Source organism: Rhizobium sp. 9140 (genome assembly GCF_900067135.1).
Lineage (GTDB): Bacteria > Pseudomonadota > Alphaproteobacteria > Rhizobiales > Rhizobiaceae > Ferranicluibacter.
The window spans coordinates 937,789-964,007 of record NZ_FJUR01000001.1 but is presented as its reverse complement, the minus strand read 5'-3'; the positions used below and the strand labels follow the sequence as shown (position 1 = coordinate 964,007).

Here is a 26,219-nt window from a genome sequence, read left to right as displayed (position 1 = left end):
AGCCCGCCGATGTCCATCTCCTCCATCACGCCGACTCATCCTGCCATTTATCCTGCCATGCCGGAAGGCGCGCTGCTCAGCGTGCGGGATGTCGCCAAATCCTTCGTCATGCACCTGCGCGACGGCGTCATGCTGCCGGTGGTCGCCAATGTCCGCTTCGATCTCTTTCCCGGCGAATGCGTCGTTCTCGGCGGCCCCTCGGGCGTCGGCAAATCGTCCATCCTGCGCATGGTCTATGGCAACTACGCCATCGATCAGGGCTCCGTTCTGGTGCGGGACCCTGAAAGCGGCGCGGTTCGCGATCTCGGCGGCGGCGATCCGCGTCTCGTTCTGGCCATCCGGCACAACGGCATCGGCTATGTCAGCCAGTTCCTGCGCGCCGTACCGCGCGTCTCCGCGGTCGAGATCGTGGCCGAGCCGCTGGTTTCACGCGGCGTCGATCGGGTGGAGGCGACCGCGCGCGCCCGTGACATGCTCTCCCGGCTCAACCTGCCGGAAACGCTGCACGGGCTTCCCCCAGCCACCTTTTCCGGCGGCGAAAAGCAGCGCGTCAACATCGCCCGCGGCTTCATCACCGATCATCCCGTCCTCCTCCTCGATGAGCCCACCGCCTCGCTCGACGCGGAGAACCGAGACGTGGTGACCGCGATGATCGGCGAGAAGCTCGCACGCGGCACGGCCATTCTCGGCATCTTCCACGACCAGCCGGTGCGCGAAGCCGTGGCGACCCGCACCATCGACGTTTCCGCATTTTCCGCCCGAAAGGCTGCGTGATGGCCAAGCTTTCCGAACATCGCCCCACAATCCACGAGACGGCCGATGTCACCGACTGCCGGCTTGGCCGCTATGTCGAGATCGCCCAGAGATCGCGCCTCGGCGAGGTGGACCTCGGCGACTACTCCTATGTCATGGAGGATTGCGCGCTCTGGTGCGCGACCGTCGGCAAGTTCGTCAACATCGCCTCCATGGTGCGGCTGAACGCCACGAACCACCCGATGGAGCGCGCCACGCTGCATCATTTCACCTACAGGGCCGGCGACTATTTCGACGGAGCTGCGGACGAGGCGGACTTCTTTGCAGCGCGGCGCGCCCGCCGCGTCACCATCGGGCACGATGTCTGGATCGGTCACGGCGCGACGGTTCTGCCGGGCGTGACGGTCGGCAATGGCGCTGTGATCGGCGCCGGTGCCGTGGTGTCGCACGATGTGGCGCCCTACACGGTCGTCGGCGGCGTGCCGGCACGGCTGATCCGCGAGCGCTTCCCGCGCGCGACGGCGGAGGCCATGGAGCGGCTCGCCTGGTGGAACTGGCCGCACGACAGATTGTTCGCGGCGCTCGAGGATTTTCGCACGCTGACAGGCGAGGCGTTCGTCGAACGCTACGGCGCCTAATGTAAGCGGTTGACGCAAAAGTTTCATGCAAATGTCACGCAACCATCATCGCTTGCCGCTCACAGTCCTCGGACGTGCAGCCGGCATGACGTCGGCTTTCGAGCTGCTGCCCGGGATCAAACCATGACCGAAATTACCCCTATCGCGCTTTCCGTGAGCAATCTGTCGAAACGCTATGGCGAAACGCGAGCGCTCAACGGCGTCAGCCTCATGCTGGAGCAGGGCGAGATGGTGGCGCTGATCGGCGCTTCCGGTTCCGGGAAGAGCACGCTCATCCGCCACATCGCCGGCCTGGAGATCGGCGATGGCGATGGCGGGCGTGTGGAGATCCTCGGCGCGGTGTCGCAGGCCGGCGGGCGGATGAACCGGGAAGCGGCGCGCGGCCGCGTTGCCGTGATCTTCCAGCAGTTCAATCTCGTCGGGCGGCTTTCCGTGCTGACCAACGTGCTGATCGGCCATCTCGGCCGCATACCGCGCTGGCGGGGCACGCTCGGCCTGTTTAACCGACACGAGAAGGACAAGGCGCAGGCAGCGCTCGCCCGCGTCGGCATTCCGCAGGTTGCCGCCCAGCGCGCCTCGACGCTTTCGGGCGGCCAGCAGCAGCGCGCGGCGATTGCCCGTACCCTCGTGCAGGAAGCGCGCATCCTGATTGCCGACGAGCCGATCTCGGCGCTCGATCCGTCGGCCGCCCGCCGGGTGATGGATGTGCTGGCCGCCATCTCCCGCGAGGACGGGATTACCGTGCTCGTATCGCTTCATCAGGTCGAATATGCGCGGCGCTATTGTCGCCGCACGATCGCCATGCGCGACGGCGCCATCGTCTATGACGGCCCGTCCACCGCCCTTTCCAACGATTTCCTTGCCGAGCTCTACGGAGCGGCATCGGAAGAACTCGTCCTGCCGGATGCTGCCCCGAGCAGCCCGGCCGACCCCATGGCGCCATCCGGCGTCGAGCTTCACACACGTCAGGCGGCGCTCGCCACCGTCTGATCGCACGATAACTGCCAACCGGAGACCACCATGAACGCGATCTTCAAGAGCATTGCGGCGCTTTCGCTCGCCGCTTCCCTCAGCCAGCAGGCGCTTGCCGCCGAGACCATCAACTTCGGCATCATCTCGACCGAGTCCCAGCAGAACCTGAAGACGGCCTGGGAGCCGCTTCTGGCCGACCTCAAGACCAAGACCGGTCTCGACGTGAAGCCCTTCTTCGCGTCGGACTATGCCGGCATCATCGAAGGCATGCGCTTCAACAAAGTGCAGGTTGCCTGGTACGGTAACAAGTCGGCCATGGAAGCGGTCGACCGTGCCGATGGCGAGGTGTTCGTGCAGAGCGTCGCCAAGAACGGCGATCCGGGCTACTGGTCGGTCGTCATCGTTCCCAAGGACAGCCCGATCCAGACGATCGACGAACTGCTCGCCTGCGACAAGTCCAAGAGCTTCGGCCTTGGCGATCCGAACTCCACCTCCGGCTACCTCGTCCCCATGACATTCGTGTTCGGCGCCCGCGGCATCGACCCGAAGGAATGCTTCAAGACGGTGACCAACGCCAACCACGAGACCAATGCCATGGCCGTCGCCATGAAACAGGTCGATGCGGCGGCCAACAATACCGAGAACATGGCGCTGATCCAGCAGAACAAGCCGGATGCCTTTGCCAATATCCGCGAGATCTGGCGCTCGCCGCTGATCCCGTCCGACCCGATCGTCTGGCGCAAGGACCTGCCGGAAGAGGCCAAGACCAAGCTGCGCGACTTCTTCCTCGCCTACGGCACCGCCAACTCCACGGGCGATGTCGCCCATGAGAAGGACGTTCTTGCCGGCCTGAAATGGGCGCCGTTCAAGGCCTCGACCGACAAGCAGCTCCTGCCGATCCGCGTGATGGAACTGTCGAAGTCGATTGCCAAGATCGAAGCCGATGCCTCGCTGTCGGCTGACGCCAAGGCCAAAAAGGTCAAGCCGCTGACCGAGCAGAAGGCGAAGTTCGAAGCCGAGCTCGGAACGGCTTCCAACGGCTGATGCTTCAAACCGGAGCGGGCGGCACCGTCCGCTCCGGTTCTCTCCTGATTTCATTGCCTGATCTTACCGCCTGATCCATCAAGGACGACGCCCATGACCGACGTCATCGCCTCCACAGGCGCAACACATGCCCGCCCGATGACCAGCCCCGCTGTCGTAAAGCCTGCACGGAGCGGCATGCGCGGCTGGATCGCCACGCTCGTCTTCGTGGGTGCGCTTGCCGCCAGCTGGGGGCCGGCCGAAATGGGACGGTGGACCTACCTCTTCTCGGACGCCGGCAACATGGCGACCTATGCCAAGGATTTCCTGAAACCGGATTTCAGGGAATGGGCGTCCTATCTCCGCGAAATGATCGTCACGATCCAGATCGCGCTCTGGGGCACCTTTCTCGCGGTTCTCCTGTCCATTCCTTTCGGTATCCTCTCCGCCCACAACATGGCCCCCTGGTGGGTGCTGCACCCGGTTCGCCGGCTGATGGACCTGTTCCGCGCGATCCATGAGATCGTCTTTGCCGTTCTGTTTGTCGTTGCCGTCGGCCTCGGGCCGTTTGCCGGCGTCATGGCGCTGTTCGTTCACACGACGGGCATTCTCGCCAAGCTCTTCTCCGAAGCCGTCGAAGCGATCGATCCGCGGCCGGTCGAGGCGATCCGCACCACCGGGGCTTCCCGGCTGCAGCAGGTCATCTTCGGCGTCATCCCGCAGGTCCTGCCGCTCTGGATCTCCTTCTCACTCTATCGCCTCGAATCCAACATCCGCTCCGCCACGGTTCTCGGCCTCATCGGTGCCGGCGGCATCGGGCAGATCCTGTTCGAGAGCATTCGCGGTTTCTACTATCCGCAGGCCTCCGCTATCCTCCTCATCATCGTCGCAACCGTGACATTGATGGACATCCTCTCGCAGCAACTGCGCAAGCTTGTCATATAAGGCGGCGCTTGCCGCCCGCTTTCACCTCTCACTTGAAAAGCTGCAGCCAGGCGCTGCGGAACGGCAGACCATGACCCGCGAACAGATCTTCACCCACTGCGCCATCGTCCTCCCCACCGAGATCGTCGAAGGCACCGTCGTCGTGCGCGACGGCGTGATCGCCGATATTTCCCCGGGCACGACCGCGCAGGGCATCGACATGCAAGGCGATTACCTGATGCCGGGCTGCGTCGAGCTGCACACCGACCATCTGGAAACGCACATCCAGCCGCGGCCGAAGGTTCGGTGGAACCTTGCCGCAGCTCTCCAGGCACATGACGGGCAGATCGCCACCGCCGGCATCACCACCGTGTTCGACGCGCTTCGCGTCGGGCTCGATGGCGATACCGATCTCGGGACCGGCGATATGGCCGACATGGCGGCAACCATCTCCGCTGCGACGGTCGCGAACCGCCTGCGCGCCGAGCACTTCATCCACCTGCGCTGCGAAGTCTCCATGCCCGAAGTGGTCGAACAGTTCGATGCGATGAAGCGCAACGACCGGGTGCGGCTGGCGTCGCTGATGGATCACGCGCCCGGGCAGCGCCAGTTCGTGAGCCTTGAGGCCTACCGGATCTATTATCAGGGCAAGAAGAAGATTTCGGATGCGGAATTCGAAGCGTTCAGCGCCCGGCGCATCGCCCAGTCGGAGGAGAACGCCGACCGCAACCGTCTGGCCCTCGCGACTCGCTGCCGCGAGGCCGGCATCCCCATGGCCTCGCATGACGACGCAACAGCGGCGCATGTTCGTGAGAGCGTCGATCTCGGCATCGCGCTCGCCGAATTCCCGACCACGATCGAGGCTGCGACACTTTCCAAAGCGTCAGACCTACAGGTGCTGATGGGCGCGCCGAACGTTGTCCGGGGCGGATCGCATTCCGGCAACGTGTCCGCGCTCGATCTTCTGGAGCGCGATGCGCTCGACATTCTCTCGTCGGACTACGTGCCGTTCAGCCTGCTACAGGCCGCATTCCTGCTGGCCGAACGCGGGCAGACGGACCTGCCGCATGCGGTGCGCATGATCACCGCCAATCCGGCCCGGGCCGCAGGCCTTGCCGATCGCGGCCGGATCGAGACCGGCCTTCGGGCCGATCTTGTGCGCGTGCGGGCAGAGCACGGTGCACCGCCTCTGGTGGCCGGCGTCTGGCGGGCCGGCGAACGCGTCGCCTGACGCGTCGCCAGCTTGGTACCTCAGGCCGTCGGCTGCTTCGTCTTGCGCAGGTAGGGCAGCACCGTGTCGAAGCTGCCGAAGCGAGCCAGCGCGTCCTCGTTGGACACAGCCGCAGTGATGATAACGTCCTCGCCCTGCTTCCAGTTGGCGGGCGTCGCCACCTGATGCTTGGCCGTCAGCTGGATCGAGTCGATCGCACGCAGGATTTCGTCGAAGTTGCGGCCGGTCGTCATGGGATAGGTGAGGATCAGCTTGATCTTCTTGTCCGGCCCGACCACGAAGACCGAGCGAACGGTCGCGTTGTCGGCGGGCGTGCGGCCGTCCGAGCTTTCGCCGGCGCCGGCCGGCAGCATGTCGTAGAGTTTCGCGACGGCGAGGTCCTTGTCGCCGATCAGCGGGTAATCGACCTCGAAGCCGGTGGCCGTGCGGATGTCGTTCTTCCAGCGCTCGTGGCTTTCGACCGGATCGACCGAGATGCCGATGACCTTGACGCCGCGCTTGGCGAACTCGTCCTGAAGGCCAGCCATGGCGCCAAGCTCCGTCGTGCAGACCGGCGTGAAATTCTTCGGATGCGAGAACAGAACACCCCAGCCATCGCCGATCCAGTCGTGGAACGAGATCGTTCCCTGGCTGGTTTCGGCGGTAAAATCAGGGGCGATATCGTTGATGCGCAGGCTCATGGAACGATCCTCTTTTCAGTTGCCGGAAAGTGGCATCATCGCAGCTCCGGTTCAAGGCTGCGCCGGTCGGCGCACCATAGAGCCGGCCATCAATTTTTCTCATCTCGCCGTCGGAAAACCGAATGCCATGCCTTGACGGGATGCGCGATCCGGTGCCGCGCGGTCGGCTCTCAAGGGCCGTTGACCAGCGCCAGAATAAGCGCGTGGACCGCACCGCCCTCGGTGAACTCCGCCTGGTCGAAGGCGCGGTCGAGATCGCGCCGTTCATTCGAGATCGCACCAAGACGGCGGTTCATCTCCGTCTTGATCTTCGTGCAGCCGGGATCATCCGTCTGCCGGAGCCCAATGGTCGCCGTCTCGATCTTCGCCACAAGGTCGCGGACATAGTCTCCGTGCACTGCCTCATGCCGGCGGACGCCGTCGATGAAGGTCGTCCAGCTGGCGTGAACGGGCGCCGACAGCTTGGCCGCCGGCTTCGGCAGGGTGGTGACAATGATCAATCGCGGGATCGCCGTTGCCAGAAGACAGTCATTGCCCTGCCTCTGATAGTCCCGCCGCCAGGTCAGCTTGAAACGCGTATGGGCAATGACGCGGTTTGCGCCGAGGAGAGGCCCGCGCTCGCCGATCGATGCATAGAGTTCCGCACCCGTCTTGCCCGGGATGGCATAGGTTTCGACGGTCTCCGTTGCCTTCACCTCGGCAGTGGCCGACAGCGGCATGACGAACATCATGATCGCTGCCGTGAAACCCCAAATCATCCTTGTCAGCGTCACTGTCATCCGCCCATGTTTGCGGGCTGGACCCTAGGCGGAATGTCGGTGCGTTGCAATTGGCCTGGCGGATCAGACCCGCACGATGCTCGCATAGATGAGGACGCTCAGATACATCAGAAACGCGGCAATGGCGAAAACTGCGATGAACATGACGATCCCTTTGCCGGCCTTCGATTTACGCTCCGTCTGCTCCGGTGCATCGGCGGAAGGGGCGATATAGGGCTCGCGGTCTCGATCTCCGGTCAAGATGTTCTCCCGTTTTCCAGCGTCGTGTCCTGGCGATCCTGGCGATCCTGGCGGCCGGAGGATGCCATCGTGGCATTGCGCCGGCGGCTACGGAGCGCCCAGGCGCCAACGACGCCGCAGACGACGACGAGCACGACCACCATAACGATCAGGGATGTGTAATTCTCAGGCATATCGACCTCACGCTCGGCGCGCGGGCGCGCGCTCTGGATGAGCCTGTCGCGGCAGAACCGGCGACAGGGGGGAGCCGGCGCGGCCGCGACAGGCATGCCGGCACGGGGCCGGATGATAGGATGGCCGGGTGTTCCTGCGCATCCTTTGTCATGGGTCGAACCAGTCGGGACGCCAAAGGTTCCGCAATCGGAGCGCCGACATCCCTATCCGTCACGTGGCGTAGGCCGGTTTGGCCGACATCACCTGATAATGGCAGGCGATACGTCTTCCTTGTCGTTCTCGTCGATCAGGCGCGCGCCACGCTGACGGGTGAGATACCGCCAGATCCACTGGACCGTGACCAGCATCCGCTTTTCGAAGTTGACGAGAAGATAGACGTGGACGATCGCCCAGAGGATCCAGGCGAAATAGCCCTTCAGCGTCCAGCGGCCGAAATCGAAGATCGCGGCGTTGCGGCCGATGACCGCCGTGTTGCCGCGGTTGGCGAAGTGAAACGGCTTGGCCGCCTCGATCGCATCAGGCCTGGCCAGAAGCTTGCCGAGATAACGGCCCTGCTGCTTGGCCACCTGGGCCAGGGCCGGCAGCGGCGCACCGCTCTTGTCCGGCTGGAAGGAGGTATCGCCCAATGAAAAGATATCCTTGAAGCCTTCGACCCGAAGCTTGGCATCGACCGGGATGCGGCCGCCTGCCTTACCCTCGATCCCGAGCCACCGGAACGCTGGCGATGCCTTGACGCCTGCCCCCCAGACGACGCTGCCGGCGGGAACCATATGTCCGGCGATGACGGCGCCCTCCGCCGTGATATCCGACACCTGCGCCCCCAGCCGCACCTCGACGCCGATCTTTTCGAGATAGCGCAGGGCATAGGCCTGCAGGTGTTCCGGAAAAGCCGCGAGGATGCGCGGTCCCGCCTCGACCAGAATGACACGGAGATCGCTTGCCGGAATGGTGCGGAAGTCGCGCGATGCCATCGAGCGACCGAGCTCGGAAATGGCACCTGCCATCTCGACGCCGGTCGGCCCGCCTCCCACGACGATGCTGGTGAGCAGAGCCTTCCGCTCCACCGGATCCTTCGTCCGCTCGGCCTTTTCGAACGACAGAAGCAGGCGGTGACGGATGCGACGGGCTTCGTGCAGGGTCTTCAAGCCCGGCGCGAAATGCTGCCACTCATCATGGCCGAAGTAATTGTAGTCCGAGCCGGTGGCGATCACCAGCTGGTCGTAGAAGACGGTGCCGCCATCTTTAAGCTTCACCTGCTTCGTTCCGGTGTCGATGCCATCGGCCTCGGCCAGCATGATGTGGATGTTGCGATATCGCCCGAGCGTGCGGCGGATCGGCTCCGCGATATCTGCCGGAGAAAGCGCCGCCGTGGCGACCTGATAGAGCAATGGCTGGAACAGATTGTGATTGCGCCGGTCGATGACGATCACATCGACATCCGTATCTCCAAGAGCGCCCGCGCAGGCGAGACCGCCAAAGCCCGCTCCGATGAGCACGACACGGCGGCGGGGTGGCGTCACGACGGGGTCTGCGGGTTCCAGATCATTCATCACCGCGAGCTCCTTGCAGATGATTGAGAGACGTCTATGCGCAGTCCTGCACATGAAGCATGAACGGGGTATGCAAAACAAGAAGAACAGATTGAGGCAAGCAACCCCCTTGGGTCCGTGCTGGTCCCGAGATGCAGCCATCTGGATGCACGCTCGAAAACGCTGAACCGTGGCGCTGACATCTGCTGAAAGAGCGTCCGCTGGCCGGAACCAAGCAAGGTTCATATACTTGACCATCCAGATCGCAGGCCGTGTCAGGCGGACGCGATGGGGATGAAGAACATAGGGATTTTTCCGCTTTCTTCCTATGGCCAACGAAACGGCAGACGAGCTTCCCACCCATCCGGCCAGCGATCGCCTCACCGCAAAATCGACGTCCCTACTGCGGAAAAACGGCGTGTTTCGATCTAGGAAGGCCGCTCAGCGAGCAGCCTCGTCCTGCTGCGCTTCCCGCTGCTGGCGAAGCCGTTTCAAGCGCTCCGTTTTCTCACGGGCAGCGTTTAGCTGCGTCTCGATGATCGCCTGCGCAACCACCTTGGTTTCATCGATATTCCCGAGCGCCGGCCCCGCTTTCGGACGGCGTTTTTTCTTCTCTTCGATCATAGAGGGTCTCCGTCTTATCTAGACGAGCGTTTTCCTCCTCGATGCGCGTCGGGTCATTCAACTATTTTAAAGCAGGGGCCAACCGTACGAAATTGGACAATTTTATATATGCCTCATAAGCAGGAACAACCATAGGCTTTAGCCCCCGCATCGGAGATGTGCCCGGCAATCCCCAGACCGCTATCAGGAACAAATATGGGACGAACGCGTTTGCAGGCGAACCCGTTCGTAAAGGAACCACCATGCTCAAGTGGGCGCTGATCTTCTTCGTCGTTTCCCTCGTCACCGGCTTTCTCGGCTTCTCCGGCGTTTCCGCTGCGACAGCGACGATCGCACGCGTGCTGTTTGCCATTGCCGTTGTCGTCTTCCTGATCTTCGTGGTCCTCGCCTTTATGGCAGGTAGCGCCGTTCTCTGAACCTCACCGCTGACGCCGGGCCGGCTGGAAATTGAACCTTCCGGCCGCCCGTCCGTTTGATGATCACAGTTTTCAAGAAAGAAACCGTCATGGACGTCGTCCGAATTCTGCTTGCCATTCTCGTGCCGCCCGTGGGCGTATTTCTTCAGGTCGGCATCGGCTTGCATTTCTGGCTGAACATCCTTCTCACGATCTTCGGTTATATCCCCGGCATCATCCACGCCATCTGGGTTATTCTGAAGAAGTAAGACAAGCGTCCGATCTCTCGGATCACTGCCACAAAAATGCATCCGCGATGGAACCTTTTTCGTCGCGGATGGTTCGCTATCCACCAATCAAAGGGGATAGATCGTGAGCGAGCATATCGATGTTGCCAAAGTGGAAAACAGCCCGTTGCGCCGGGTGCGCAGTGTGGACGATTTCTGTCGGCGCTATCGGCTGGGCGATGACGAGAAGATCCGTCTCACACGGTTGTTCGGGCAGTTCGCGACGGAACAGGAATTGCTGACGAACGCCACGCGGGCGCCGGTTTTTCGCTAAACCCTGCCCGTTCCGCTAAACCCTGTCCCTGTCGGCAAGCCAATCCAACAGACCTGACGCCGCAGACCGTCCCGTGGCCAGACAGGCTGTCAGCAGATATCCGCCGGTCGGCGCCTCCCAATCCACCATTTCGCCCGCGACGAAAACGCCAGGCATCTGCCGGATCATTCCGGCAGCGTCGATCGCGGCCAGCGGGATGCCGCCGGCAGACGAGATCGCCTCCGCGATTGGCCTTGGGCGATCCAGGGGGATACGCAGCCTTTTCAAAGCTGGAGCCAAATCTTTCGCCGGCAAACGATCTGCATCGCGAACGACTTCCCGCAGCAAGGCCAGCTTCACCCCGTCGATCCGTGCAGCCTTGCGCAGACGATTGCTGAAGCTCGCCTTTCGGGGTGCCGCCTCCAGCGCCGATGTCAAAGCCTCCAGCGAGCGGCCCGGCAGGAGATCGAGACAGAAATCAGCCTGCCCTTCCGCCTCCAGCCTGTCCCGCCGCGCCGCCGCGTGGCTATAGACGAGGCTTCCCTCGATCCCGTGACGCGTGATGACGAACTCGCCTTGTGTGCGGCCACCCTCCGACGTTGCCACGACCGACTTCACCGGGGTCCCTGCAAACCGCGTTGTAAAATCCTCGCTCCAGGCGACATCGAAGCCGCAATTGGCCGGACGGAACGGCGCAACGGCAATCCCCCTTGCTTCCAGCATCGGCACCCACCGCGCGTCGGATCCGAGCCGCGGCCAGCTTGCGCCGCCCAGCGCCAGCACGGTCGCATCGCTGGTAATCGTCCGGATGCCCTCCGGCGTTTCGAACACGAACTCCTCGTTATCACGACCATCGCCAAAGCCGATCCAGCGCCAGCGGGTCTGGATGATAACACCACGCGTCTCCAGTCGCTGGCGCCATGCGCGCAGCAGGGGCGATGCCTTCATGGCTTTGGGAAACACCCGCCCGGACGAGCCGACGAACGTCTCGACCCCAAGACCTTCCGCCCATCGCTGCACGGCTTCCGGGGAGAAGGCATCAAGCGCCGGCCGAAGCCTGTCATTGGCTGCGCCGAAGCGGCCGGCAAAAGCGTCGTAGGGCTCGGCATGCGTCAGGTTGAGGCCGGACTTGCCGGCAAGCAGGAACTTCCGGCCGATCGTCGGCATGGCGTCGTAGACCGTGACCCGATGATGCGTTTCCGACAGGACTTCGGCCGCCGCCAGACCCGCCGGTCCGCCGCCGATGATCGCGATCGTCTTTTCTGTGCTGTCCGCTGTCGTCATGGTTCGTTCATGCGGCAAAGTGCGCCTCGGGGCAAGCCGGGGAGACCGAGACGCGGCGATCACGCCGCCGTCATCGCCGCACGCGCAATATCGCGCCCGGTTGCCTCCGGGCAAGGCGGACGTCTATGGTCGTTCATCGATATCCAAACCTTGCGTGCGCACATCCATGTTTCTCGTCTCCAAGATCTTCTGGCTGCTCGCCCAGCCCCTGTCGCTCGCCTTTGCGCTCGTGCTCTCCGGGTTCGTCGCCGTCGTCACCGGCTATCAGCGGCTCGGATTTCTGTTCTCGGGCCTTGCGGCGCTTCTCCTCTTCGTGGCTCTGTTCACGACGACGGGCAGCGTGCTCTTGCAGCGGCTGGAAGACCGGTTTCCGCGCCCGCCTGCCCTCCCCGCCGATCTCTCCTGCATGATCGTCCTCGGCGGCGCTTTCGAAAACGAAGTGATGTCGACGCGCGGCGGGATCGAGTTCAACCAGGCGGCCGACCGCTTCGTCGAGGCATTGCGCATCGCCCGCCTCGTGCCCACAGCGCGCATTCTCATTTCGGGCGGCGACGGCTCGCTCAGCGGCACCTATGATGGCGATGCAGAGGCGGCCGAACGGTTCTTTCCGCTCTTCGGCGTGCCCGTCGAGCGCCTGATCCGCGAGGACGCATCGCGCACGACATTCGAAAACGCGGCGAACACGCAGGCGCTACTGTCGCAAAACGGACTGTCGAACTGCCTGCTGATCACGTCGGCCTTCCACATGCCTCGTGCCATCGGGCTCTTCCGCAAACTCGGCATACCCGTCACGCCATGGCCGACGGATTACCGGACGACGGGCAAGGCGCGCCCCGGCTTCGACTTCAGCCAGCCGGCGCTCAATGCGCAGCTGACGACAACGGCCGTGCGCGAGTGGATCGGCCTTGCCGCCTATTCCTTCACAGGCCGCACTTCTGCGCTCTTCCCCTCGGTGGAAAGCCCATGAGCGTTCTCGATCTTCTCGATTATGCCGGCGTTGCCGTCTTCGCCGCCACCGGCGCGCTGTCCGCCTCGCGCAAGCAGCTCGATATCATCGGCTACATCTTCCTCGCCTCCATCACCGGCATCGGTGGAGGTACGTTGCGGGACGTTGTTCTGGGGGCGACGCCCGTCTTCTGGGTGAAGAACCCGCTCTATATCGTCATCTGCGCCAGCGTTGGCGTCATCCTGTTCCTGTCCTCACACCGGCTTGATTCGCGCTATCGCGCGCTCGTCTGGCTTGATGCCATCGGGCTGTCAGCCTATTGCGTCATGGGTGCCGCCAAAGGGCTGTCGGCCACGGGTTCACCCGTCGTCGCTCTGGTCACGGGCATGCTGACGGCGACCTTCGGCGGCATCCTGCGCGATCTTCTCGCGGGCGAACCCTCTGTGCTTCTGCGTCCGGAAATCTATGTGACGGCGGCATTGACGGGCTCTGCCGTGTTCACGCTCGCAACGCTTGCCGGCCTGCCGCTGATCGCCGCATCCGCGCTCGGCATCGTCTCTGCCTTCATCGTGCGGGGCGGGGCGCTGAAATTCGGCTGGACGCTACCGACAGGCAAGGCCGGCCCGGGCCGAGACCCTGACGATGTGCTCTGAGAGGGGAAACCTGACGGGGAAACGACGTGTCAGCGCTGCTTCGGCTTCAGCCGGATGACCACGTCGACATGGGAGATCTCCATGCCTTCGGGCGGCTCGGGGAGATTGCCGATGGTGATGTTGTTAACAGGGATATCGAGCACCTCGTTCGCACCCTCCACGAAGAAGTGGTGGTGATCGGAAACATTGGTGTCGAAATAGGTCCTTGCACCCTCGACCGAGAGAACGCGGATCATGCCTGCCTCGGTAAACTGGTGCAGCGTATTGTAGACGGTGGCCAGCGACACGGGCACGCCGACAGTCACAGCCTCCTCGTGCAACTCCTCGACCGTCAGGTGACGGTCGCCCTTGGCGAACAGGAGATCGGCCAGCGCCATGCGCTGACGCGTCGGCCTGAGGCCGAAGCGGCGCAAACGGTCGTCAGGCCTCATCTCTGTTTCCATCGTCATGCAGACTTGTCCGGGCGGCTCTTGTTAAGTGGAGTCATCGTGTCGATATAACTTTGGTCGGCCGGCCTTTCAATACACATAAAGGTGCCTGACCCGCCCCGGAGGATAAAAGGCCGCGAAAAAATGACGATATGGCAATTGCTACTGGTTGTTTTCGGTATCATGCGCTATGCGACTGCGGATATAGGCCAAAGCCGGCATGTCCCGGACGGCGAGAGAACGACGGGTCGAGCGGCTCGGCAAAAGCAAGACCTGGTTCGCAACCGGGCTAACCAAAGACATCTTGGCGGAGACACCAGAGGTTCATGACGACCAGACAATCCAGCTACGGCTACGACGACATCCTGCGTTGCGCGCGGGGCGAACTGTTCGGCCCCGGCAATGCGCAGTTGCCGCTTCCGCCGATGCTGATGGTCCATCGCATCACGGACATTTCCGAAACGGGTGGCACCTTCGACAAGGGCTATATCCGCGCCGCGTATGACGTAAAGCCGGACGACTGGTATTTCCCCTGCCACTTCCCCGGCAATCCCATCATGCCCGGCTGCCTTGGCCTTGACGGCATGTGGCAGCTGACGGGCTTCTTCCTCGGCTGGCTCGGCGAGCCGGGCCGCGGCATGGCTCTGTCCACCGGCGAGGTCAAGTTCAAGGGCATGGTTCTTCCCGATACCAAGCTGCTAGAATATGGCATCGACTTCAAGCGCGTGATGCGCGGCCGGCTGGTGCTCGGCATCGCGGACGGCTGGCTGAAGGCCGACGGCGAAACCATCTACCAGGCAACGGATCTTCGCGTCGGCCTGTCGAAGGAGAAGGCCGCCTGATCCTTGACGGATCGCAGGCGCTTTTTCCAGTTCACTTCAAGAAAAGGTCATCGAGATGAGACGGGTTGTTGTCACGGGTCTTGGTATCGTTTCCTCCATCGGGAACGACGCCGAAGCAGTTACGGCTTCGCTGCGCGATGCGCGCTCCGGTATCAGCTTTTCCAGCGATTTTGCCGAGCACGGGTTCCGTTGCCAGGTCTGGGGCTCTCCCGACCTCGACACGACGGATCTGGTCGATCGGCGCGCGGCGCGTTTCCTGTCGCAGGGCGGGGCCTGGAACCATGTGGCGATGAAGCAGGCGATCGCCGATTCCGGCCTCGAGGACAGCGACATCTCCGGCAACGAGCGGACCGGCATCATCATGGGCTCGGGCGGACCGTCCACCCGGACGCTGATCGAAGCCGCCGACATCACCCGCAAGAACAACAGCCCGAAGCGCATCGGCCCGTTCGCGGTGCCCAAGGCCATGTCCTCGACCGCGTCGGCGACGCTGGCCACCTGGTTCAAGATCCACGGCGTCAATTACTCGATCTCGTCGGCCTGTTCGACTTCGGCGCATTGCATCGGCAATGCCGCGGAAATGATCCAGTGGGGCAAGCAGGACATCATGTTCGCCGGCGGCCACGAGGATCTCGACTGGACCATGTCGAACCTGTTCGACGCAATGGGCGCCATGTCCTCGAAGTTCAACGACACGCCCGCGACCGCCTCGCGCGCCTATGACGTTTCCCGCGACGGCTTCGTCATCGCCGGCGGCGCCGGCGTGCTGGTGCTCGAAGAGCTGGAACACGCCAAGGCCCGTGGCGCGAAGATCTATGCCGAGCTGACCGGCTACGGCGCCACCTCCGACGGCTACGACATGGTTGCTCCCTCGGGCGAAGGCGCCATCCGCTGCATGCGGCAGGCGATGGCCACCGTGAAGACGGAAATCGACTACATCAATACGCACGGCACCTCGACGCCGGTCGGCGACAGCAAGGAAATCGGCGCCATCCGCGAGGTCTTCGGGGCGAAGATCCCGCCGGTCCAGTCGACCAAGTCGCTGACGGGCCACTCGCTGGGTGCTGCCGGCGTTCAGGAATCGATCTATGCGCTGCTCATGATGCAGGAACGCTTCATCGGCGAGAGCGCGCATATCACCGAAATCGATCCGGAATTCGACGGCGTCCCGATCGTTCGCAAGCGCATCGACGATGCGAAGATCGACACCGTGCTCTCGAACTCCTTCGGCTTCGGCGGCACCAATGCCACGCTCGTTTTCCAGCGTTATAACGGGTAAGTCGCCATGACCGGTCTGATGTCGAGCAAGCGCGGGCTCATCATGGGCGTTGCCAACAGCCATTCTATCGCCTGGGGCATCTCCCAGGCGCTTTCGCGCGAAGGTGCGGAGCTTGCCTTCACCTATCAGGGCGAGGCGCTCGGCAAGCGCGTGAAGCCTCTGGCGGCACAGCTGGACTCCGACCTGCTGCTGCCCTGCGACGTCGAGGACCTCGCCTCCGTCGACACCGTCATCGAGACACTGAAAGAGCGCTGGGGCAGCCTGGATTTCATCGTCCACGCCATCGGCTTTTCCGACAAGAACGAGTTGAAGGGCCTCTACGCCGATACGAGCCGCGACAATTTCAGCCGGACCATGGTCATCTCCTGCTTCTCCTTCACCGAGATCGCGCGCCGCGCGGCCGAGATGATGACGGAGGGCGGCTCCATGCTGACCCTGACCTATGGCGGCTCGGTTCGCGTGATGCCGAACTACAACGTGATGGGTGTTGCCAAGGCCGCTCTTGAAGCCTCCGTGCGCTATCTTGCCGCCGATTACGGCCCCCGTGGCATCCGCGTCAACGCAATCTCCGCCGGCCCCATCCGCACCCTGGCCGGCGCCGGCATCTCCGACGCGCGCGCCATGCTCTCCTGGAACCAGAAGAACGCGCCGCTGCGCCGCACCGTCACCATCGACGACGTCGGCAATTCCGCTCTCTACCTCCTCTCCGACCTCGCCTCCGGCGTGACGGGAGAGATCCACTATGTGGATTCCGGCTACAACATCACGTCGATGCCGGTGCTGGAAACGTTGCGGAACGCTGACGGGGAGTGACCCGATACAACCCGCTGCAGTTCCAGGTAGCCGTTTCGGCAGGAGCGGTTTATTGCAACCTGAAATTTAACTTGTAGTCTCTCACGCTGGTTCAGCGCAGGGGGAATTCATGGTTATCGGAAACGGACATAGCGGTAAGGTCGGGTCAGAAGACGGTGTCCTGGCAGACAGCGGGCCTCTGCTGGACAGCCTGCTGCCTCGCCTGACGGGGTCGATTCTCGTCACCCTTGATGACGGGGCCTCTGTCGGAGAAAGCGTCGATCTCCTGACAGCGCGTACACAATCTCAGGTTCATATTATCCCGTCTTTCGAAGGTTCCCGCTCGATCAAAGGTGAACATACCCTCCTTTTTGAAGATATCGGCGTTGCCCTCTTTACCCCGGCCAGGTCTGGTCGGTCTGCTGGCGTCATGGCTGAACTGCTAAGGGATGATATTGTCCTCGAAGCACGTCCGGAATTCTTTCTCTTCTCCCAGCAAGAGTATCGGGACACGACGGAACACACATGGGGTGTGGGCGCAACGAAAGCATGGGAGTCGCCCTACACCGGGCTTGGCATTCGCATTGCCATTCTGGACACCGGGATTGACCTTGACCATCCAGACTTCAAGGGACGGTCGATCGTCACGCGCTCTTTCGTAAACGGCGAAGATATCATGGACGCCCAGGGGCACGGAACGCACTGTGCCGGGACGGCAGCCGGACGAGCCCGCTCCCCGGGCGTCCCGCGATACGGCGTGGCGCCGGATGCCTCCCTTTATATCGGGAAGGTTCTGAATAATCGTGGTTTCGGTGCGGAGCGTGACATCATTACGGGCATCCGTTGGGCCATCGAACAGCGGTGTGAGATCATTTCGATGTCTTTGGGAAGTCCGGTTCAACCTGGCGCCTCCTACAGTCGCGCCCATGAGAGACTCGCAAAGATAGCGCTCGACAATAGCTGCCTGATCATGGCTGCGGCAGGAAACGAGAGCAACCGGACCTTCAATGCCATCGCGCCGGTCGGCTGGCCGGCCAATGTTCCGTCAATTCTTGCGGTCGGCGCGGTCGACCCGCTTTACAAGCCTGCCAGCTTCTCGAACGGCGGGATCAATCCGGATGGTGGCGAACTCGATCTCGTTGCACCGGGCGTGAACATCTTTTCGAGCGTTCCGCGTCCCCGTCTCTACACCACCAACAGCGGCACGAGCATGGCATGTCCCCATGCAGCGGGCGTGGCAGCATTATGGGCCGAGAGCGATCCAAGCCTGCGCGGAAGAGCGCTCTGGAACGCTTTAAAAGCTCATTCACGAAAGCTGCCGTATAATGTCAGGGATGTAGGAGCGGGGCTCGTAGCGGCGCCACCTGCGCCGTGAGTTGATTTCGCTACCCATATTCCTACTTATTGTGTCACATATGCACATCAGATGCAGAAGAGGTAGACTATGAGCAAGCTTAGCTATGCCGTCGTGGTCGACGATCATCACATAGATGCCACCCGAGCGATTGCAGACACGATGTCCAGCCAGGGATTCATCGTCATGTCTGTCATGCCGGATATCGGCGCGATTTACGGCGAGGCGGAAGAGACTGTGGCCTCCCGCATCAGGAAGATGGAGGGTATCGAGGAGGTGCGCCTGTCGATGGATGTTCAATTGCCGCCATTCTCAAGCGCCGTACCGCAGTAACAGATTTGCAGGGCCTCGTGATCGATGCCGACAGCCAATTGCGAAATTGAATGGCAAAAGGCGCCGCGATCATCTCGCGGCGCCTTTTGCATGATAGATGCGACCCGAATCAGGCCTACTTCCGGCCCCACAGCACCTTGAACCGCGCATTCCGGCAGGTTTCGCCCCATTCCTTGAAGGCTGCGTTCATCGTCGGCTCGTAGGGAAGGCCGCGGTTGGCGACGAGCATGAGGCGACCGCCGGCTTTCAGCGACTTGGCGGCCATGGCGATCATGGCGGCTCCCAAGGCAGGATCGGCGGCCTGGGTCTCGTGGAAGGGCGGGTTCATGACGACGAGGTCGTAATGATCGCGCGGTGTTTCCTGCGTCAGGTCCTGCCAGTGGAAGCGTGTGGGCACCTTCGGCGCATTGGCCTTCAGATTGCCACGGGCCGCCTCCAGCGCGTGATAGTCGGCCTCAAACAGGTCGATGCCTTTGACGCCGGGCGCGCGTTCGGCGAGCATCACCGAGAGGTAGCCCCAGCCGGCGCCGAAATCGGCGGCGTGGCCGGCGAAGTCCGTCGGCAGGCGCGAGGCCAGCAGTTCCGAGGCGCCGTCGATCCGGTCGTGCGAGAACATGCCGGGGGCGGCATCGAACCGACCCTCGACGCGAACCGAGGTGGATGCGAAGCGTTCGATTTCGGCTGCCGGGTCCTCGGGACGCGCGAACCAGAAGGCGACGCCGTGATATTTCGGCATGCTGTCGCCGCCCCACTCCAGCGCACCGATGCGCTTGCGCAGCGACTGGATACCGTCTTCCTTGGTGCCGGCAACGACGATGACGCCGCCGATGCGGGTGCGCTTCAGCGCCTCGGCAATACGGTTCTCGTTCTCGCCGCGGTGCTTGCCGCAGAGGATCAGCGTTGCAGCATAATCGTCGCCCTCGACGAAGGGGGTGACGGTGGCGCCGGCAGACACCAGCGCGCGGTAGGCGGGGCGGTTCGGCTGGACGCAGACGAGGTCCGCATCGAAGCCTTCCGGCAGCCGGTAGCCGGTTTCGGCGGCCAGGAAGAGGACGCGTTCGCCTTCGCCCGGCGGCGACAGCACGCCGCTGTCGAAGGGATGAAACAGGGTCTTGACCTTGTCGCTCGTCATTGCGTCTTGCCTCTTCGGCGGCCTCTTGCGGCTGCCCGTCGTGCCGGATCTCATCGGGATACCAGCGGTGTTCTTCTTGTCGCGGCCAAGGGGCCGCTTTCGTGATCATGCAAGAAGGGCGCGGAGCGATCAACGCCCCGCGCCCTTCCTGTCAAAGTTCGGCGGTTCGCCTTATTCGGCGGCTTCGCCACCCTTTTCGCTGACTTCCTTGCCAGTCGCCTGATCGACGACCTTCATGGACAGGCGCACCTTGCCGCGCTCGTCGAAGCCCATCAGCTTGACCCAGACCTTGTCGCCTTCCTTGACGACGTCGGAGGTCTTGGCAACGCGGTCGGAGGCGAGCTGCGAGATATGCACGAGGCCGTCACGCGGGCCGAAGAAGTTGACGAAGGCGCCGAAGTCGGCGGTCTTCACAACGGTGCCTTCGTAGATCTGGCCGACTTCCGGTTCTGCGACGATCGAGTGGATCCACTTGCGGGCCGCTTCGATTTCCTTGCCGGAAGAGGATGCGATCTTGATCGTGCCGTCGTCTTCGATGTTGACCTTGGCGCCGGTCTTCTCGACGATTTCGCGGATGACCTTGCCGCCGGAGCCGATAACTTCCCGGATCTTGTCGACCGGGATCTGCATGACTTCGATGCGCGGTGCGAATTCGCCGAGCTGGCTGCGGCCTTCGGTGATGGCGTTGGCCATCTCGTTGAGGATGTGCTTGCGGCCGCCCTGTGCCTGGCTGAGCGCGACCTTCATGATCTCTTCGGTGATACCGGCGATCTTGATGTCCATCTGCAGCGAGGTGATGCCGGCGTCCGTGCCTGCAACCTTGAAGTCCATGTCGCCGAGGTGGTCTTCGTCACCCAGGATGTCGGAGAGAACCGCGAAACGGTCGCCTTCGAGGATCAGGCCCATGGCGATGCCGGCGACCGGCTTTGTCAGCGGAACGCCCGCATCCATCAGTGCCAGCGAGGTGCCGCAAACGGTGGCCATCGAGGACGAGCCGTTCGATTCGGTGATCTCGGAGACGACGCGCAGCGTGTAGGGGAACTGGTCCGGGCTCGGGAGCATCGGACGGATGGCGCGCCATGCGAGCTTGCCGTGGCCGATTTCGCGACGGCCCGGGGAGCCCATGCGGCCCGTCTCGCCAACCGAGTAGGGCGGGAAGTTGTAATGGAGCAGGAAGCGCTCCTTGTACATGCCCGTCAGGCTGTCGACGTACTGTTCGTCTTCGCCGGTGCCGAGCGTGGCGACGACGATCGCCTGCGTTTCGCCGCGGGTGAAGAGCGCCGAGCCGTGGGTGCGCGGCAGGATGCCGACTTCCGAGACGATCTTGCGGACCGTGTCGAGATCGCGGCCGTCGATACGGCTCTTGGTGTCGAGGATGTTCCAGCGAACGATCTTGGCCTGCAGGTGCTTGAAGACGGCACCGATGACTTCGCTCGTGTACTTGGGCTCAGCGCCTTCCGGGAAGAAGTGTGCCTTCACCTTGGCCTTGACGGCATCGACAGCTGCGTAGCGCTCTGCCTTCTGGGTGTTCTTGTAGGCGGTGCGCAGCTCGGCTTCGAAATGCTGAAGCATTTCGGCTTCGAGGGCGGAATGATCTTCCGGCGTGAAATCGCGCGGTTCCTTGGCGGCCACTTCGGCAAGCTTGATGATCGCGTCGATGACCGGCTGGAAGCCCTTGTGGCCGAACATGACGGCGCCGAGCATGATCTCTTCGTTCAGTTCCTTGGCTTCGGACTCGACCATCAGGACGGCGTCCTGCGTGCCGGCGACGACGAGGTCGAGAACCGATTCGTCCATCTCGTCGAGATGCGGGTTCAGGACGTATTCGCCATTGATGTAGCCGACGCGCGCGCCGCCGACCGGACCCATGAAGGGGATGCCGGAGAGCGTCAGCGCAGCCGAGGCTGCAACCATCGACAGCACGTCCGGATCGTTTTCAAGGTCGTGCTGGACGACGGTGACGACGACCTGGGTGTCGTTCTTGTAGCCTTCCGGGAAGAGCGGGCGGATCGGACGGTCGATCAGGCGGGAAACCAGCGTTTCCTTCTCGCTTGGACGACCTTCGCGCTTGAAGTAGCCACCCGGAATCTTGCCGGCGGCATAGGTCTTTTCCTGGTAGTTGACGGTCAGCGGGAAGAAATCCTGGCCGGGCTTGGGCGACTTGGCCGAAACGACGGTGGCGAGAACGACGGTTTCGCCGTAGGTGGCGAGAACGGCGCCGTCGGCCTGGCGGGCGATCTTGCCCGTTTCCAGCTTCAGCGGGCGGCCTGCCCATTCGATTTCGACGCTATGGGTATCGAACATATCTTGTCCTAACATTTGTGCGGCAAGGCCGCGCCGCAGGCCTTTGTAAAGAACGGCGCGGGCGGCCCTGCGTGGTCGACGCATCACGGGCAAGACAACGGGAGGCTTCCGGGTTCACGAAGCCTGAAGAGGCTCCGAAGCATCCTGCAATCCTGCCCCATGACAGGTCATCTGTTGCTCTGCAGTCCGGCACGTCCGGCCTGCTCGTGGACTTTCAGTCGAGATGCGGAAACCGCATCCGTAAAAAGAGGCCGGCGGGCGAGCGTCTGAAGACGCCGCCCGCCGGGAACGATCTTAACGGCGGATGCCGAGGGAAGTGATCAGCTTGGTGTAGCGGGCCTCTTCCTTCTTCTTGAGGTAGTCAAGAAGCGAACGACGGCTCGAAACCATGGCGAGAAGGCCACGACGCGAGTGGTTGTCCTTCTTGTGGCCCTTGAAGTGTTCGGTCAGGTTGTTGATCCGCTCGGTCAGGATAGCCACCTGGACTTCCGGAGAACCGGTGTCGCCTTCGGCGGTTGCGTATTCCTTGATGAGCTGGGTCTTGCGTTCTGCAGTGATCGACATCGTGTGATCCTTTCGATTTTAAGGATTGCGGGTCGCCGGCAGCCGGGATGTCGTCTAGCTGCGGCCTTGAAGGCAGAAGGAGACGGGCACGTTAAAGCCCGTTCTTATGCTGGCGGTGCCTATAAAGCATTCGTGACAGAAAGGAAAGAGCCGCATTCCCAAGGACAGCCGGCCCAAGGACAGCCCGCCCGAGGACAGCCCGCCCGAGGACAGCCCGCCCGAGGACAGCCGGCCCGAGGACAGCCGGCCCGAGGACAGCCGGGCCGGGCGTGTCCCTGCCCTACTCTGCCGCCGCGTCCTTGCCGCCGCCGGGTGCGGGCGTGTTCAGCCGGGCGCTGTCGATCTCCACCCGCCACTCGATACCGTCCTCGTGCATCAGCCGCTGCAGCCGCGCGTCGAGCGACATGCCGAGCATGCGCTCCAGCACGAGCGTGCCGAAGCCCTTGCGGCCGGGCGCCCGCATCTCCGGCGTCAGGTCGGCGAGGCTCTCGCGCCAGACGAGGCGGAACGTACCCTCCTCAAGGGTCCAGAAGAGATCGACCCGGCCGTACGCATTGGCGAGGGCGCCGTATTTTGTGGCGTTGGTGGCAAGCTCGTGCAGCGCCATTCCCAGCGTCTGCGACACCTGCGTATCGAGCCGCACCGGCGGGCCGGAGATGTGGAAACGATCGCCGTCATCGGGGATGAAGGGCTGCAGTTGATTGTGCGCCAGCTCGTCCATGTCGATGCCCTGCGCCGCATTCGCGATCATCAGGTCGGTGGAACGTGCAAGGCCTGCGACGCGGCGGCGGAAGCTTTCCACGAAATCCTGCCGGCTTTCCGGCGATGCGCCAGACTGGCTGGGCATGGACTGGCTCAGCATGGACTGGATGACGCTCAACTGGTTCTTGGAACGGTGCGCCACCTCGCGCATCAGGAAGCGGATTTCCGCCTCGGCCCGCGCCCGTTCTTCCGCGGCTTCCGAAAGGGCGGTCGAGACGATCGTCACCTCCTCCACCATATGCGGACGCAGGGCGACCGGCTTGCCCTGCCCGAGCCTGCGGGCGTCGTCCGCCAGCAGGCGCACGCCCCGGCTCATCATACGCGCGATGGCGAGCGAAATGCCAAGCGCAATGGCGGCGAACACCAGCGCACCGCCGGCCAGCCAGGCATAGGAGCGACGCGCGGCCGCTTCGACATCGGAAGCTTTGGCCCAGGCGACGATCTTCCAGCCGCTGAGCACGGAGAACTCCGTGACGGTTCGGTAGCGGGTGCCACCCTCGTCCGCTTCGCCCACGCCGACACGCAAGGAGGGCACGATGGACATGAAGAACGGGTTGCCGGGCTCGACCTTCGGATCCGAGGCGGCCACGACATCGCCGGCCCCGTCGATGATCGCGGCGTTCCAGCCGGGTGACAGCACATCACGACCGATCGAGCGCTCCAGCGACACCGCATCGCGCGTCAGCGTCATCAGATAGTCGCCGCGCCGGTCGGCCGAGAAGACGGGGAGGTAGACGTTGAACACCCACGTTTGCGCCGTGCGCCCGAAGAACACCGGCGAGACGAGGGGCACGCCGCTTCGAAACGCCTGATCGACCGAGACCGGATCGGACGCGCGGCCGAGCGGCTGGCCGAAGGGAATGCGCGTGTTGAGCAACTGCTGGTAGCTGCGGTCGATAATCAGGAGGTTCATGCCCGTGCCGGCAAGCGCCGAAGAGGCGCGCCGGTAGAAGGCGCCGAGATCGTCGTTTTCGAGCGACCGGGTGGCGGCGAGCACGCGCAGCGTGGTCAGCATGCCGTCGACCTCGCGCTCCACGGCGCGCGTCACCGAGCCGGTCGAGGCTTTCAGAAGTGCGGTGACCACGCGCTCCTGATCGTCCATGCTGCGCTTCAGCACCACCATGGAAAAGAGGAAGGACGGGATGATCGCCACCAGCAGCAAGGCGGCGAGATAGAAGGCCAGAGGACGGCGCAGGCGTTTGCGCAGGCCCGAAAGCCCGCTGATGGTTCGTTGGCGCAAGCCTCTGTTCAGCCCAACACCCAAGATCCCTCGCCCCCGCAGCGCCGCGTCTCCGTCTGGACACGCTGGAGGCGCCGCCTTTCGACCCCGCTCCGGACGACGATCGCCGGCTCGCTCCTCACCCGGAAGGCGTTTCCGGCCGGGAAGGCCGACGCCCCGAATCACGCCACTACACCATGCCCGCGCCCTGTTTGGAAGGACACGGGCTTGGTGCGCGCGGAAGCGGACGGTCTGGGCCAAGTGCGGGCCAAAGGTGCGGGCCAAAGTGCGGGCCAGATAAAGGCCGGCGAAGGGCCGGGTCAGTCGGTGTTGAAGACGCGTTTGGGACGGAATTCGCCTTCGCCAATCTCGCCGATGGCCACCAGCCGGCCGCGAACGGTGGCATAGGCCTCGTCTTCGGCGAGCGGCGCATCGCGACCGCGCAGGATGATCGGGTTGCCCATGCGGATGCGGTGCGCCTGATCCTCGCTGATGGCGATATGCGGCAGGTTCGACAGGGCCTCACCCGTGTCGATCAGGAACGCGTCGAGCGCCGCCAGCCGGTCCTCGTCGCTCTCGATGGCTTCGAGCGCCGTCAGTTGCGACAGCGGCACCATCTTCTCCTCGGCAAAGGGCGCGACAAAGGAGCGGCGCAGCGAGGCGATGTGACCGAAGCAGCCGAGATCGCGGCCGAAATCGCGCGCGAGCGAGCGGACATAGGTACCCTTGCCGCACTCGATCTCGAAATGCGCGAGATGGGGCGTGCAGCCGAGCAGCGACAGGCGGAAAATCTCCACTTCGCGCGACGGAATATCAAGCACCTCGCCGCCGCGCGCCAGATCGTAGGCGCGTTCGCCGGCGATCTTGATGGCGGAGAATTGCGGCGGGACCTGCTCGATGACGCCAGTATAATTCGGCAGGAGGGCGCGGACGTCCTCCTCGCTCGGGCGGCTCTCGGAGGATTGGACAACCGCGCCTTCCAGATCGTCGGTCGTGCGCTCTTCGCCCCAGGCGACGGTGAATTCGTAGATCTTGCGCCCGTCCATCACGTAGGGCACGGTCTTCGTGGCATCTCCCAGCGCGATCGGCAGCATGCCGGAGGCCAACGGATCGAGCGTGCCGGCGTGTCCCGCCTTCTGCGCCTTGAAAAGCCACTTGATCTTGGAGACGGCCTCCGTCGATCCGAAATCCAGCGGTTTGTCGAGGATCAGCCAGCCGGAGACCGGCCGCCCTTTTGGTTTGCGCGGTTTACCCATCGTCTTGTCGTTCCAATATTTGTGTCGGTTTCGTGGAAACCCGAAGGTCTCGCATCCTGTTCAGGCACATCGCGTCATGGAGGACGGATGGCGCTCTAGCGCTCATCGCCCTCGTCGTCACTCGGCCCCAGGTCGCGGGCGACATCGGGCGAACGCAGGAGATCATCGATCTTCTTGTAGTTGTCGAAGCTCGTATCGTCCTCAAAGCGCACTTCCGGCATATACTTCATCTGGCGCAGATGCGGCGACAGGCGGCCCCGCAGGAATTTGGCATGCCGGTTCAGCGCGTCTACGATGCCGGCGTGATCGGCGACGCCGAGCGGCGTCACATAGGCCGTGGCCACCTTAAGGTCGGTAGACATGCGGACTTCCGAGATCGAGATCACAGTACTTTCGATCAGCGCATCGCGCACCTCTCCCCGCTGCAGAACCTGAACCAGGGCTGCGCGGACTTGTTCGCCGACCCGCAGCATGCGCTGGGTGCGGCCCGAAGAGGTGGATTTGGCCATGGTGTATCCAATATCGAGCGCCGATCTCGGCGCGATTGAGGCGGTGCAATGCCTCTTTCG

At 63.3% G+C, this 26,219-nt stretch carries 30 protein-coding genes; 16 read left to right on the top strand and 14 right to left on the bottom strand.

Annotated elements, in window-relative coordinates; all coding sequences use genetic code 11:
* Positions 1-57 precede the first annotated feature (57 nt).
* From phnL to GA0004734_RS04390, 6 genes are all read left to right on the top strand, one after another.
* Positions 58-774 (top strand): phosphonate C-P lyase system protein PhnL, encoded by a 717-nt coding sequence (gene phnL / locus GA0004734_RS04415; protein ID WP_092935911.1) that lies wholly within the window; start codon positions 58-60, stop codon positions 772-774.
* Positions 774-1,391 carry a DapH/DapD/GlmU-related protein gene (locus GA0004734_RS04410; RefSeq protein ID WP_092931513.1) on the top strand — a complete coding sequence of 206 codons (618 nt, stop codon included), beginning with the start codon at positions 774-776 and terminating at the stop codon, positions 1,389-1,391. The genes phnL and GA0004734_RS04410 overlap by 1 nt, the downstream gene beginning before the upstream one ends.
* 123 nt (positions 1,392-1,514) lie before the next feature.
* The gene (gene phnC, locus GA0004734_RS04405; protein WP_092931510.1) at positions 1,515-2,381 is read left to right on the top strand and encodes a phosphonate ABC transporter ATP-binding protein; all 867 of its coding nucleotides are present in this window, start codon (positions 1,515-1,517) and stop codon (positions 2,379-2,381) included.
* 30 nt (positions 2,382-2,411) lie between these two features.
* A complete protein-coding gene (phnD, locus tag GA0004734_RS04400; RefSeq protein WP_092931508.1) occupies positions 2,412-3,407 on the top strand; it encodes a phosphonate ABC transporter substrate-binding protein in 996 nt (331 codons plus the stop codon).
* 93 nt (positions 3,408-3,500) lie between these two features.
* Positions 3,501-4,331 carry a phosphonate ABC transporter, permease protein PhnE gene (phnE, locus tag GA0004734_RS04395; RefSeq protein WP_245292339.1) on the top strand — a complete coding sequence of 277 codons (831 nt, stop codon included), beginning with the start codon at positions 3,501-3,503 and terminating at the stop codon, positions 4,329-4,331.
* A 70-nt stretch (positions 4,332-4,401) separates the two neighbouring features.
* Complete coding sequence (locus GA0004734_RS04390) at positions 4,402-5,541, top strand: alpha-D-ribose 1-methylphosphonate 5-triphosphate diphosphatase (RefSeq protein ID WP_092931506.1); 1,140 nt, start codon at positions 4,402-4,404, stop codon at positions 5,539-5,541.
* 20 nt (positions 5,542-5,561) lie between these two features.
* Here GA0004734_RS04390 and GA0004734_RS04385 read toward each other — a convergent pair whose 3' ends face one another.
* The 6 genes from GA0004734_RS04385 to GA0004734_RS04365 form a co-directional block, all read right to left on the bottom strand.
* A complete protein-coding gene (locus GA0004734_RS04385) occupies positions 5,562-6,221 on the bottom strand; it encodes a peroxiredoxin (RefSeq protein WP_092931504.1) in 660 nt (219 codons plus the stop codon).
* Positions 6,222-6,391: 170 nt separating this feature from the next.
* The gene (locus GA0004734_RS04380) at positions 6,392-6,952 is read right to left on the bottom strand and encodes a DUF922 domain-containing Zn-dependent protease (RefSeq protein WP_245292338.1); all 561 of its coding nucleotides are present in this window, start codon (positions 6,950-6,952) and stop codon (positions 6,392-6,394) included.
* A gap of 111 nt (positions 6,953-7,063) precedes the next feature.
* The gene (locus GA0004734_RS25865; RefSeq protein WP_175386218.1) at positions 7,064-7,240 is read right to left on the bottom strand and encodes a hypothetical protein; all 177 of its coding nucleotides are present in this window, start codon (positions 7,238-7,240) and stop codon (positions 7,064-7,066) included.
* Positions 7,237-7,413 (bottom strand): hypothetical protein, encoded by a 177-nt coding sequence (locus GA0004734_RS25860; RefSeq protein ID WP_175386216.1) that lies wholly within the window; start codon positions 7,411-7,413, stop codon positions 7,237-7,239. The genes GA0004734_RS25865 and GA0004734_RS25860 overlap by 4 nt, the downstream gene beginning before the upstream one ends.
* A 240-nt stretch (positions 7,414-7,653) precedes the next feature.
* Positions 7,654-8,964, bottom strand: coding sequence for an NAD(P)/FAD-dependent oxidoreductase (locus tag GA0004734_RS04375; RefSeq protein WP_092931498.1), 1,311 nt, complete (start codon positions 8,962-8,964; stop codon positions 7,654-7,656).
* Positions 8,965-9,384: 420 nt separating this feature from the next.
* Positions 9,385-9,567: a hypothetical protein gene (locus GA0004734_RS04365; RefSeq protein WP_092931496.1), complete on the bottom strand. Its 183-nt coding sequence runs from the start codon at positions 9,565-9,567 to the stop codon at positions 9,385-9,387.
* A 242-nt stretch (positions 9,568-9,809) separates the two neighbouring features.
* Here GA0004734_RS04365 and GA0004734_RS04360 point away from each other — a divergent pair, with 242 nt between their 5' ends.
* The 3 genes from GA0004734_RS04360 (at position 9,810) to GA0004734_RS04350 (ending at position 10,523) form a co-directional block, all read left to right on the top strand.
* The gene (locus GA0004734_RS04360; RefSeq protein WP_082477214.1) at positions 9,810-9,983 is read left to right on the top strand and encodes a DUF1328 domain-containing protein; all 174 of its coding nucleotides are present in this window, start codon (positions 9,810-9,812) and stop codon (positions 9,981-9,983) included.
* A gap of 89 nt (positions 9,984-10,072) precedes the next feature.
* On the top strand, positions 10,073-10,231 hold the full coding sequence (locus GA0004734_RS04355) for a YqaE/Pmp3 family membrane protein (protein WP_092935907.1): 159 nt from the start codon (positions 10,073-10,075) through the stop codon (positions 10,229-10,231).
* A gap of 103 nt (positions 10,232-10,334) precedes the next feature.
* Positions 10,335-10,523, top strand: coding sequence for a hypothetical protein (locus GA0004734_RS04350; protein WP_092931494.1), 189 nt, complete (start codon positions 10,335-10,337; stop codon positions 10,521-10,523).
* A gap of 15 nt (positions 10,524-10,538) precedes the next feature.
* Here the strand turns inward: GA0004734_RS04350 and GA0004734_RS04345 are convergent, their stop codons facing one another.
* Positions 10,539-11,786: a TIGR03862 family flavoprotein gene (locus GA0004734_RS04345; RefSeq protein WP_092931492.1), complete on the bottom strand. Its 1,248-nt coding sequence runs from the start codon at positions 11,784-11,786 to the stop codon at positions 10,539-10,541.
* 166 nt (positions 11,787-11,952) lie between these two features.
* On the opposite strand from GA0004734_RS04345, the gene GA0004734_RS04340 reads away from it, so the two are divergent.
* A complete protein-coding gene (locus tag GA0004734_RS04340; protein ID WP_092931490.1) occupies positions 11,953-12,753 on the top strand; it encodes a YdcF family protein in 801 nt (266 codons plus the stop codon).
* Positions 12,750-13,385 (top strand): trimeric intracellular cation channel family protein, encoded by a 636-nt coding sequence (locus tag GA0004734_RS04335; RefSeq protein WP_092931488.1) that lies wholly within the window; start codon positions 12,750-12,752, stop codon positions 13,383-13,385. Before GA0004734_RS04340 ends, GA0004734_RS04335 begins: the two co-directional genes overlap by 4 nt.
* Before the next feature lie 29 nt (positions 13,386-13,414).
* Here GA0004734_RS04335 and irrA read toward each other — a convergent pair whose 3' ends face one another.
* Positions 13,415-13,834, bottom strand: coding sequence for an iron response transcriptional regulator IrrA (gene irrA, locus GA0004734_RS04330; RefSeq protein ID WP_092931486.1), 420 nt, complete (start codon positions 13,832-13,834; stop codon positions 13,415-13,417).
* Between the two features lie 305 nt (positions 13,835-14,139).
* Here irrA and fabA point away from each other — a divergent pair, with 305 nt between their 5' ends.
* The 5 genes from fabA (at position 14,140) to GA0004734_RS04305 (ending at position 18,413) form a co-directional block, all read left to right on the top strand.
* A complete protein-coding gene (gene fabA / locus GA0004734_RS04325) occupies positions 14,140-14,655 on the top strand; it encodes a 3-hydroxyacyl-[acyl-carrier-protein] dehydratase FabA (RefSeq protein ID WP_062595396.1) in 516 nt (171 codons plus the stop codon).
* Between the two features lie 55 nt (positions 14,656-14,710).
* Positions 14,711-15,934, top strand: a complete 1,224-nt coding sequence (gene fabB, locus GA0004734_RS04320; protein ID WP_092931484.1) for a beta-ketoacyl-ACP synthase I — start codon at positions 14,711-14,713, stop codon at positions 15,932-15,934.
* A gap of 6 nt (positions 15,935-15,940) precedes the next feature.
* Entirely contained in the window at positions 15,941-16,747 is an 807-nt protein-coding gene (fabI, locus tag GA0004734_RS04315) for an enoyl-ACP reductase FabI (RefSeq protein WP_092931482.1), read from the top strand.
* A 109-nt stretch (positions 16,748-16,856) separates the two neighbouring features.
* Positions 16,857-18,101: a S8 family peptidase gene (locus GA0004734_RS04310; protein ID WP_245292337.1), complete on the top strand. Its 1,245-nt coding sequence runs from the start codon at positions 16,857-16,859 to the stop codon at positions 18,099-18,101.
* A gap of 69 nt (positions 18,102-18,170) precedes the next feature.
* The gene (locus GA0004734_RS04305; RefSeq protein WP_092931480.1) at positions 18,171-18,413 is read left to right on the top strand and encodes a hypothetical protein; all 243 of its coding nucleotides are present in this window, start codon (positions 18,171-18,173) and stop codon (positions 18,411-18,413) included.
* Positions 18,414-18,528: 115 nt separating this feature from the next.
* Here GA0004734_RS04305 and GA0004734_RS04300 read toward each other — a convergent pair whose 3' ends face one another.
* The 6 genes from GA0004734_RS04300 to rbfA form a co-directional block, all read right to left on the bottom strand.
* Positions 18,529-19,545, bottom strand: coding sequence for a class I SAM-dependent methyltransferase (locus GA0004734_RS04300; RefSeq protein WP_092931478.1), 1,017 nt, complete (start codon positions 19,543-19,545; stop codon positions 18,529-18,531).
* A 171-nt stretch (positions 19,546-19,716) separates the two neighbouring features.
* Positions 19,717-21,849, bottom strand: a complete 2,133-nt coding sequence (gene pnp, locus GA0004734_RS04295; protein ID WP_092931476.1) for a polyribonucleotide nucleotidyltransferase — start codon at positions 21,847-21,849, stop codon at positions 19,717-19,719.
* A 294-nt stretch (positions 21,850-22,143) separates the two neighbouring features.
* On the bottom strand, positions 22,144-22,413 hold the full coding sequence (gene rpsO / locus GA0004734_RS04290) for a 30S ribosomal protein S15 (RefSeq protein WP_092931474.1): 270 nt from the start codon (positions 22,411-22,413) through the stop codon (positions 22,144-22,146).
* A 280-nt stretch (positions 22,414-22,693) separates the two neighbouring features.
* Positions 22,694-24,415 (bottom strand): sensor histidine kinase, encoded by a 1,722-nt coding sequence (locus tag GA0004734_RS04285; RefSeq protein ID WP_245292336.1) that lies wholly within the window; start codon positions 24,413-24,415, stop codon positions 22,694-22,696.
* Between the two features lie 299 nt (positions 24,416-24,714).
* Positions 24,715-25,650, bottom strand: a complete 936-nt coding sequence (gene truB / locus GA0004734_RS04280) for a tRNA pseudouridine(55) synthase TruB (RefSeq protein ID WP_092931472.1) — start codon at positions 25,648-25,650, stop codon at positions 24,715-24,717.
* 95 nt (positions 25,651-25,745) lie between these two features.
* The gene (rbfA, locus tag GA0004734_RS04275) at positions 25,746-26,159 is read right to left on the bottom strand and encodes a 30S ribosome-binding factor RbfA (RefSeq protein ID WP_092931470.1); all 414 of its coding nucleotides are present in this window, start codon (positions 26,157-26,159) and stop codon (positions 25,746-25,748) included.
* Between the last annotated feature and the right edge of the window lie 60 nt (positions 26,160-26,219).